The organism is Rathayibacter sp. AY1D5 (assembly GCF_002932515.1).
Classification (GTDB): Bacteria; Actinomycetota; Actinomycetes; order Actinomycetales; family Microbacteriaceae; genus Rathayibacter.
Window position 1 is genome coordinate 1 of record NZ_PSVU01000115.1, and the last position, 1,088, is coordinate 1,088.

Consider the following 1,088-nt stretch of genomic DNA (forward strand, 5'->3'; position numbering starts at 1 on the left):
CGCGTGACGGTGAGGGCGGGGACGCGGCGCTCGTCGCCGTAGGCGAGGCGGTAGAGCCGGTCGGCCTCGTTCTCCAGCCAGTCGACTTCGCCTTGCCGGTCGGCCTGTCCGGCGAGGTACCCGGCCCGGTAGTCGTCGCCGGTGACGTTCGGGCCGGTCATGCGGCGTGCTTCTCGATGAGGTCGGGGCGAAAGCCCGACCAGTGATCCTGGTCGCTCGCGACGACCACGGGGGCGGCGGAGTAGCCCAGCTCCTCCGTGACGTACGCGAGCGCTGCGGGGTTGGTGGTGATGTCGACGGTGGTGTACTCGATGCCCTTCTTCTCGAGCACCCGGTAGGTCATGGTGCACTGCACACATGACGGCTTCGAGTAGACGGTGAGCATCAGTCGTCCCACCGGCCGCCGCGATGCGGGTCGTGCTCGTCGTTGACCGGGGACCAGGCGTGCAGCTCGGCCTACTTCTGGGCGGCGTCGGTGTGTCCGGCCTGGGTGAGGAGGTCGATGATGCCCGTCGCGCGCCAGCACGGCAGCGTCGGGGCGATCGCTTCCGTGACTGCGGGGTCGGAGAGCGTGGCCGCGGAGGTCTCCACGGCCGCCTGGTAGGTCGCCGCCGGGTCGGGCGTGGTCTGCTGCTGCTCGCTCATCGGTGAGTTCCTTCCGGGGTGTGGGCGTCGCCCTCGTCGTCGTCGCTCGCGTGCTCCGCGATCCACAGGTCCGCGGCCTCATCTCGTCCGAATGCTCGCAGGAGTCCGGCCAGCGCGTCGACCTCGGCGCAGCTGAGTCGCACGGCCAACTCGTCGGCGGTGTCTCCGTGGGAGAACACGGACGCGAACTCGGCCACCGCGTCAAGGAGGGTCGGCTCCTCGGCCGCGGGACTGGTGGTGATGGTGTCGGACATGGCGTTTGCTCCTCGGTGGTGGTGCGGGTCAGGATTCGGTGCGGGTGAGGGTGTCCACGAACATGACGCCCTCGGGGCCGGGGATCGTGGCGGTGTGTGCCAGCGCCCACCCGTTGCGTGCCAGACCTGAGAGGTCGACGTCGCGCTCGGCGATCCGGCGCAACTGGCTCTGCATCCCGTCCTCGTTCG

At 69.9% G+C, this 1,088-nt stretch carries 3 protein-coding genes; all 3 read right to left on the reverse strand.

The window, feature by feature from the left end:
- Positions 1–157: 157 nt before the first annotated feature.
- The 3 genes from nrdH to C5C82_RS17095 all read right to left on the reverse strand — a co-directional run bounded on the left by nrdH (position 158) and on the right by C5C82_RS17095 (position 899).
- Positions 158–388, reverse strand: coding sequence for a glutaredoxin-like protein NrdH (nrdH, locus tag C5C82_RS17085; protein ID WP_056045893.1), 231 nt, complete (start codon positions 386–388; stop codon positions 158–160).
- Between the two features lie 68 nt (positions 389–456).
- On the reverse strand, positions 457–645 hold the full coding sequence (locus C5C82_RS17090; protein ID WP_104355436.1) for a hypothetical protein: 189 nt from the start codon (positions 643–645) through the stop codon (positions 457–459).
- Positions 642–899 (reverse strand): hypothetical protein, encoded by a 258-nt coding sequence (locus tag C5C82_RS17095; protein ID WP_219812386.1) that lies wholly within the window; start codon positions 897–899, stop codon positions 642–644. Before C5C82_RS17095 ends, C5C82_RS17090 begins: the two co-directional genes overlap by 4 nt.
- Positions 900–1,088: the final 189 nt, after the last annotated feature.